The organism is Paraburkholderia aspalathi, assembly GCF_905220735.1.
Taxonomy (GTDB): Bacteria; Pseudomonadota; Gammaproteobacteria; order Burkholderiales; family Burkholderiaceae; genus Paraburkholderia; species Paraburkholderia aspalathi.
The window spans coordinates 1,788,082-1,795,555 of the sequence record NZ_CAJNBA010000002.1 but is presented as its reverse complement, the minus strand read 5'-3'; the positions used below and the strand labels follow the sequence as shown (position 1 = coordinate 1,795,555).

The following is a 7,474-nucleotide window of genomic DNA, read 5'->3' as shown; positions in this document are numbered from 1 at the left end:
CTATATTGACGACTTTTACAACTGCCGTCGGATCCATTCGGCAACAGACAGGATGCCGCCGACGCGGTACGAAGCTTCGACTTTTTAAAAATACCCTTTGCCGGTGTCCAGGATTGCTTGACCACTACAGTGCCGCCCCGCACAGGGGCAACGCTAATAGACCACTAACAATGCAAGGAAAGGCACGAAAGCCAGAACAAGGAAAGGCACGAAAGCGAGAACAAGGAAAGGCCAAAGCCCCAAGAACACTGACAAACAAGACGCGCCGCAGGCCCCAATCTATATCGAAAAAGCGACCCAAAACTTGCTAAATCGCGGCAGCGCCGACAGCGAGTCACGCACCTTACAAACCCATATCCCCCGCAGAGATAGGCCCTGCCAGCGCCCAGCCACGGCAAACACCCCATTGCTGCACCGCAGCACACCCCGCCCACCTCTTTGAGAAATTAATTTCCGCTTGCGAGACTGCGCGCCATGCCGGATGAGTCGGGCAGGCCTAACCCGCCCCTCCATCCATGACATCCTCAATAAAACCTGGATGGAGACACGCGTGTTCCTTTACGGCTTTGGTCCGGTGTTGCTAGCCGGCACGATCCAGACGATCGAGCTGTCCGTCCTGTCGCTGGCAGCTTCCGTGCTGCTCGGCCTCGCGGGCGCAGCGGCGAAACTCTCCTTCAACCGCCCGCTCAGGGCAATCGCAACCGGCTATACGACGCTGATCCGCTCGGTGCCCGACCTCGTGCTCATGCTACTGCTGTTCTACAGCATCCAGATCGCGGTAAACAATCTCACCGATGCGCTCAATCTCCCGCAGTTCGATATCGATCCGTTCGTGGCCGGCGTGCTGACGCTCGGCTTCATCTACGGGGCGTATTTCACCGAAACCTTCCGCGGCGCGTTTCTCGCTGTGCCGCGTGGCCAGCTCGAAGCGGGCAGTGCCTACGGCATGAGCGGCGCGCGAGTATTCACGCGCATCCTGTTTCCGCAGATGATGCGCTTCGCGCTGCCGGGCATCGGCAATAACTGGCAAGTACTGGTCAAGGCCACGGCGCTCGTGTCGATCATCGGTCTCGCCGATGTCGTCAAAGCCGCCCAGGACGCGGGCAAGAGCACCTTCAACATGTTTTTCTTCATTCTGGTCGCCGCGCTGATCTATCTGGCGATCACCACCGCGTCGAATCTCGTGCTGATCTGGCTGGAAAAGCGCTATTCCATCGGCGTGCGTCACGCGGAGCTCTAAGACCATGATCGACATTCTCAATCAATTCTGGCGCGCGTTCCTGTACTGGGACGGTCAGCGCATGTCCGGTCTGGCGGTCACGCTGTGGCTGCTGGTAGCGTCGATCGGGATCGGCTTTTTCATGGCGATTCCGCTCGCGGTGGCGCGCGTATCGAAGAAGCGCTGGCTGTCGACGCCGGTGCGTCTCTACACTTACGTGTTTCGCGGCACGCCGTTGTACGTGCAACTGCTCTTGATCTACACCGGCATGTACAGCCTCGAATTCGTGCGCTCGCATCAGTTGCTCGACGCGTTTTTCCGCAGCGGTTTTCACTGCGCGATTCTCGCTTTCGCACTGAACACCTGCGCGTATACCACCGAGATCTTCGCCGGCGCGATCCGTTCGACTTCGCACGGCGAAGTGGAAGCGGCCCGTGCTTACGGCATGAGCTGGTTCACGATGTACCGCCGCATTGTGATACCGTCCGCGCTGCGCCGGGCGCTGCCGTTGTACAGTAACGAAGTGATCCTGATGCTGCACGCCACCACGGTCGCGTTTACGGCTACGGTGCCGGACATCCTGAAGGTGGCGCGCGATGCGAATTCCGCCACGTATCAGTCGTTCGATGCGTTCGGCCTCGCGGCGCTGATCTACCTGGTGGTGTCGTTTGGGCTGGTGGCCTTGTTCCGTCGCGCGGAGCGTCACTGGCTGGGTTACCTGGCGGTGCGCACGCACTGAGCAGGCATGTTTCGATTGAGCGGCGCGGCAGGTTCGCGCCGTCACGCAGATTGATCCGTATTTTCAAAGGGAGAGCATCTTGCTCCACACGACTCAAACCGAAGCTTGCAAGCTCGCCGTCCAGGACATCCACAAGCGCTACGGCGACAACGAAGTGCTCAAAGGCGTGTCGCTGAACGCAAACAAGGGTGACGTCATCAGCATCATCGGCGCGAGCGGATCGGGCAAGAGCACCTTCCTGCGCTGCATCAATTTTCTCGAGCGGCCGAACGCGGGGCAGATCGTCGTCGACGGCGAAATGGTCAAGACCAAAGCCGACCGCGCCGGCAATCTGGAAGTGGCCGATCACAAGCAACTGCAACGCATCCGCACGAAACTGGCGATGGTGTTCCAGCACTTCAACTTGTGGGCGCACATGAACGTGATCGAGAACATCGTCGAAGCACCGATTCATGTGCTCGGCATGTCGCGTCGCGAAGCCGAAGAACGGGCGCGCGAATATCTCGAGAAGGTGGGTCTCGCGCCGCGTCTGGAAAAGCAGTATCCGTCGCATCTGTCGGGCGGTCAGCAGCAACGGGTCGCCATTGCGCGTGCGCTGGCGATGAACCCCGACGTCATGCTGTTCGACGAACCCACGTCCGCGCTCGATCCCGAACTGGTCGGCGAAGTGCTGAAGGTAATGCAGAAGCTTGCCGAAGAAGGCCGCACGATGATCGTCGTGACGCACGAAATGGGTTTCGCGCGCAACGTGTCGAACCATGTGATGTTCCTGCACCAGGGCCGCACCGAAGAAGAGGGCTTGCCCGCTGAAGTGCTGACCACGCCGCGTAGCGAACGGCTCAAGCAGTTCCTGTCCGGCAGCCTGAAGTAACGCGCGGCTCGCGCATTCCGCGTTTTACTGACAAGTGATGGCTCGCACGTCTAACCCGGCTCGCACCACGCAGGTTGCCATCGTCGCCTTGCCGCCGGTGTCGATGTCGGGCGTCGGGCCGATCGTCGACGCGCTCAATCTCGCCAACGAAATCGACGGCCGGGCGCTGTACCGCGTGCAGGTGTGTTCGTGGGACGGCCGCGCGGTGCCCTTGTCGGGCGGCGCGCAATGGCCGGCCGATGCCGCCTTCGGCGATGCGATTTCGTGCGACTGGCTGATCATCGTCAGCGAACGGTTCCAGCAATTCGCGGACTATCGGCTCTTTCTGGCAAGTCTGTCGCGCGTCGGGCAGCGCACGCCGCTCGTCACCGGCATTCATCATGGCGTCTGGTGGCTGGCGATGGCGGGGCAGTTGTCCGGCTATCGCGTGAGCGTCAACTGGGAAACCTATCAGCAGTTCTCCGAGCAGTTCGAGCGCTCGATCGTTACCCAACAGATTTTCGAAATCGACCGCGATCGCGCAACCTGCGCGGGCGGTCAGGCGACCGTCGACTTCATGCTGGCGATGATCGGCCGCGATCACGGGCCCGAATTGGCGGACCGGATTGCCGATACGCTCGGCGTCGGTGTATTGCGCGCGGGCGAAGAGCGTCAGCGCATTCCGTTCGTGACCGCACCGGGCGAGCGTCATCCACGTCTGAACGATGCGCTCATGCTGATGGAAGCGAATATCGAAGACCCGCTGACCACCGATGAAATCGCCGGTCTCGTCGGTGTCTCGCGGCGTCAGCTGGAGCGCCTGTTTCGTCAGTATCTCGGCTCGATGCCGTCCAAATACTATCTGGGGCTGCGGCTTTCGAAAGCGCGCACGCAATTGCAACGCACCAGCAAATCGGTGGTGCAGATCAGCCTTGCTTGCGGGTTTTCGTCGGCGGCGCACTTTTCGAATGCTTACCGCGAACGCTTTGGTGTCACACCACGCGAGGATCGTCGCAACTGGATCGACAAGCAGACCGGTGCGACCGGCGCCGCGGCCAGCGAGCCGCGCCCGGCCGCGTTGATCGAACGGCCCGACCGGGCGGAATAACCAGGAATAACCAGGAATAACCAGGAATAAGCGGCCGGAAAGCGCGCAGTCTGCAAGCTGCACGCGACATATCCGCCGGAAGCTCATAGAAAGCGTCGCGTATGCGCAAGACTTAACGCGCGCAGTTTCCTACACTACGTGTACTACCTCTCACCTGTAACGAGGATTCGCCATGAACGACCTGACTGTGACACGCCAGACCTTCGACGAAGTGATGGTGCCGGTGTTTTCGCCCGCCGCCTTCGTGCCGGATCGCGGTCTCGGCTCACGCGTCTGGGATACGCAAGGCCGCGACTATATCGACTTCGCCGGCGGTATCGCCGTCACCGCGCTCGGTCATGCCCATCCTGAACTGCTGAAAGTCCTGCACGACCAGGGCGGCAAGCTGTGGCACATCGGTAACGGCTACACCAATGAACCGGTGCTGCGTCTTGCCAAACGTCTCGAAGAACTGACCTTCGCCGACCGTGCGTTCTTCGCCAACTCGGGCGCGGAAGCGAACGAAGCTGCGCTGAAGCTGGCGCGCCGCGTCGCGTTCGAGCGCCATGGCGCCGATAAGGTCGAAATCATCTCGTTCACGCAGTCGTTCCATGGCCGTACGTTCTTTACTGTGAGCGTCGGTGGCCAGCCGAAGTATTCGGAAGGCTTCGGCCCGGTGCCGGCCGGCATCATCCATCTGCCTTACAACGATATCGAAGCGGCGAAGAAAGCGATCGGCGCGAAGACGTGTGCGGTGATCGTCGAGCCGATCCAGGGCGAGGGCGGCGTGATCCCCGCCGATCCGGCATTCCTGAAGGCGCTGCGCGAAGCCTGCGATGAGCACTGCGCACTGCTGATTTTTGACGAGGTACAAACGGGTGTGGGCCGCAGCGGCTATTTCTACGCGTATCAGGACACCGGCGTGACGCCGGACATCCTGACCACCGCGAAGGCGCTCGGCAACGGTTTCCCGATCGGCGCGATGCTGACCACCAACGAACTGGCCGCGCACTTCAAGGTCGGCGTGCATGGCACGACTTACGGCGGCAATCCGCTGGGCGCGGCGATCGCGGAGAAGGTGGTCGAACTGATCAGCGACCCGAAGGTGCTCGAAGGCGTGCGTACCCGCGGCGAAGCATTGAAGGGCCAACTCGCGAAGCTGAACGAACGCTTTGGTCTGTTCAAGGAAGTGCGCGGCAAGGGTCTGTTGATCGGTGCTGAGTTGACCGATGCGTTCAAGGGTCGCGCGAAAGATTTCGTCACTGCTGCGGGTCAACATGGCGTAATCATGCTGATGGCGGGTCCGGACGTGCTGCGTTTCGTGCCGTCGCTGATCATGCCGCTCGACGATATGTATGAAGGCTTTGCGCGTCTGGCGAAGGCGATCGAAGAGATCGTCGGCGCAAAGACCGAAGCCGCGTCGAAGTGAACCACGGCAGCGAGCTAAAGCACTGAATCATGCGTCACATTCAACAGGAACGATGATGCTCTTCGTACGCCCCGGCCGCCTCGCCGATCTCGATGCGCTCGAACATATGGCGCGCACCGCGCAACCGGTGCTGCATTCGCTGCCGCACGATCGGGGCGCGCTCGAAGCGCGCGTCGCGTTGTCGGAAGACTCGTTTCGCGCGGATGTGGATTTTCCGGGCGAGGAGTTCTATCTGTTCGTGCTCGAGGATGCACAGAGCGGCAAGCTGATGGGCACGGCGAGCATCGTCGCCGCAGCTGGTTACTCGGACCCGTTCTACGCGTTTCGCAACGACGCGCTGATTCATGCGTCGCGTGAGTTGCACGTGAATCGCAAGATTCACGCGCTGACCATGTCGCATGAGTTGACGGGCAAGAGCCGGCTGGCGGGCTTCTATATCGACCCGTCGCTGCGTGGCGATGCGGCCGCGCATCTGATGTCGCGCGCGCGGATGATGTATATCGCCGCCAATCGCAAGCGCTTCACGCCGGAAGTGTTCTCGCTGCTGCTCGGCGTGACCGACGACTCAGGTGTGTCGCCGTTCTGGGAAGCGGTGGGGCGCAAGTTCTTCGGCCGCAATTTCGCCGACATCGAGATTGAATCGGGCGGCCGCAGCCGTACCTTTATCGCCGAAGTGATGCCGACCTATCCGATCTATGTGCCCTTGCTGCCGGAAGCGGCGCAGCGGGTACTCGGCGAGCCGGATTCGAAGGCGCTGCTCGCGTATGACATTCACCTCGAAGAAGGCTTCGAGACGGATCGCTTTATCGACATTTTCGACGCAGGCCCGGTGTTGACTGCGCAGGTGGATCGCAGCGCCTGCGTGACGCGTAATGAAACACGTGTGGTGCGCGAAGCCGGCGCGGCTGCCGAGGGCTCGACCTATCTGATCGCGCATAACGGTGCAGGTGGTGAGTTCCGCTGCGTGCTCGATACCTTGTCGGGCGAAAAGGCGACCGGCGCGTCGTTGTCGCATGCGGCGCGCGCCGCACTCGGCGTGCAGGAGGGCGACGCAGTACGCTGCGTGCCGCTGCATCAGCCGCATCAGGAAGAATTGACGGGAGACGCACGATGATCGTCGTTCGTGTTGTGCAACGAGGCGATGTGGACGCGCTCATGCGGCTCGCGCAGGAGACCGGTCCCGGTCTCACCACTTTCAAGCCGGATCGCGATGCATTGGCGGCGCGCGTTGAGCGTGCCCGCCGCACGACGGAAGACAAGGCCGAGCCGCACGAAGCCGGTTACTTCTTCGTGATGGAAGACACCGACACCGGCGACGTGGCCGGCGTATGCGGCATCGAAACGTCAGTCGGCCTGCAGCAACCGTTCTACAACTATCGCGTGAGCACGGTGGTGCACGCGAGCCAGGACCTCGGAATCTGGACGCGCATGCGCGCGCTGAACATTTCGCATGACCTGACGGGTTACGCCGAAGTGTGTTCGCTGTTCCTGAGCCCGCGTTACCGCACGAGCGGCGTCGGTGGTTTGCTGTCGCGTTCGCGCTTCATGTTTCTCGCGCAGTTTCGCGAGCGCTTTCCGCAGCGTTTGTGCGCGGAATTGCGTGGCCATTTCGATGCGGAAGGCACCTCGCCGTTCTGGCGTGCGGTCGGCTCGCATTTCTACCAGATCGATTTCAACGCGGCGGACTATCTGAGCTCGCACGGCCGCAAGGCGTTTCTCGCCGAGCTGATGCCGCGTTATCCGGTGTATGTCGAGCTGTTGCCGGAAGAGGCGCAGGAATGCGTCGGCCTCACGCATAACGACACGATTCCGGCGCGCCGCATGCTCGAATCGGAAGGGCTGCGCTACGAGAATCACGTCGATATCTTCGATGCGGGCCCGGTGCTCGAATGCCATATCGCCGACTTGCGCACGGTGCGCGAAAGCGTGGTGGTGCCGGTCGAGATCGCCGACGTGCCGGCGGGCGCGCCGCAGGATGCACCGCGTTCGATGGTATCGAATACGTCGTTGGGCGATTTTCGCGTGGGCGTGGCCGCGGGCGTGCCGCAAGACGGCGTGTTCCGTATGAGCGCCGCCGAGGCGGCCGCACTCGACGTCAAGGCAGGCGACCCGGTTCGGGTCCTGCCGCTGAAACACAAACAAGGATGATC

At 61.6% G+C, this 7,474-nt stretch carries 7 protein-coding genes; all 7 read left to right on the top strand.

Annotation, left to right across the window (positions count from 1 at the left end; all coding sequences use genetic code 11):
• Positions 1-550: 550 nt before the first annotated feature.
• The 7 genes from KHO30_RS18795 to astA all read left to right on the top strand — a co-directional run bounded on the left by KHO30_RS18795 (position 551) and on the right by astA (position 7,472).
• Positions 551-1,240: an ABC transporter permease gene (locus tag KHO30_RS18795; RefSeq protein WP_063497873.1), complete on the top strand. Its 690-nt coding sequence runs from the start codon at positions 551-553 to the stop codon at positions 1,238-1,240.
• 4 nt (positions 1,241-1,244) lie between these two features.
• Complete coding sequence (locus KHO30_RS18790) at positions 1,245-1,958, top strand: ABC transporter permease (RefSeq protein WP_054043065.1); 714 nt, start codon at positions 1,245-1,247, stop codon at positions 1,956-1,958.
• Positions 1,959-2,037: 79 nt separating this feature from the next.
• Positions 2,038-2,829, top strand: coding sequence for an ABC transporter ATP-binding protein (locus KHO30_RS18785; RefSeq protein WP_054043063.1), 792 nt, complete (start codon positions 2,038-2,040; stop codon positions 2,827-2,829).
• Positions 2,830-2,866: 37 nt separating this feature from the next.
• Entirely contained in the window at positions 2,867-3,916 is a 1,050-nt protein-coding gene (locus KHO30_RS18780; RefSeq protein WP_211701797.1) for a GlxA family transcriptional regulator, read from the top strand.
• A 172-nt stretch (positions 3,917-4,088) separates the two neighbouring features.
• Positions 4,089-5,324: an aspartate aminotransferase family protein gene (locus KHO30_RS18775; RefSeq protein ID WP_211701796.1), complete on the top strand. Its 1,236-nt coding sequence runs from the start codon at positions 4,089-4,091 to the stop codon at positions 5,322-5,324.
• A 55-nt stretch (positions 5,325-5,379) separates the two neighbouring features.
• On the top strand, positions 5,380-6,438 hold the full coding sequence (aruF, locus tag KHO30_RS18770; protein ID WP_200654408.1) for an arginine/ornithine succinyltransferase subunit alpha: 1,059 nt from the start codon (positions 5,380-5,382) through the stop codon (positions 6,436-6,438).
• Positions 6,435-7,472 carry an arginine N-succinyltransferase gene (gene astA, locus KHO30_RS18765; RefSeq protein WP_093632265.1) on the top strand — a complete coding sequence of 346 codons (1,038 nt, stop codon included), beginning with the start codon at positions 6,435-6,437 and terminating at the stop codon, positions 7,470-7,472. Before aruF ends, astA begins: the two co-directional genes overlap by 4 nt.
• The last annotated feature ends 2 nt before the right edge of the window (positions 7,473-7,474 follow it).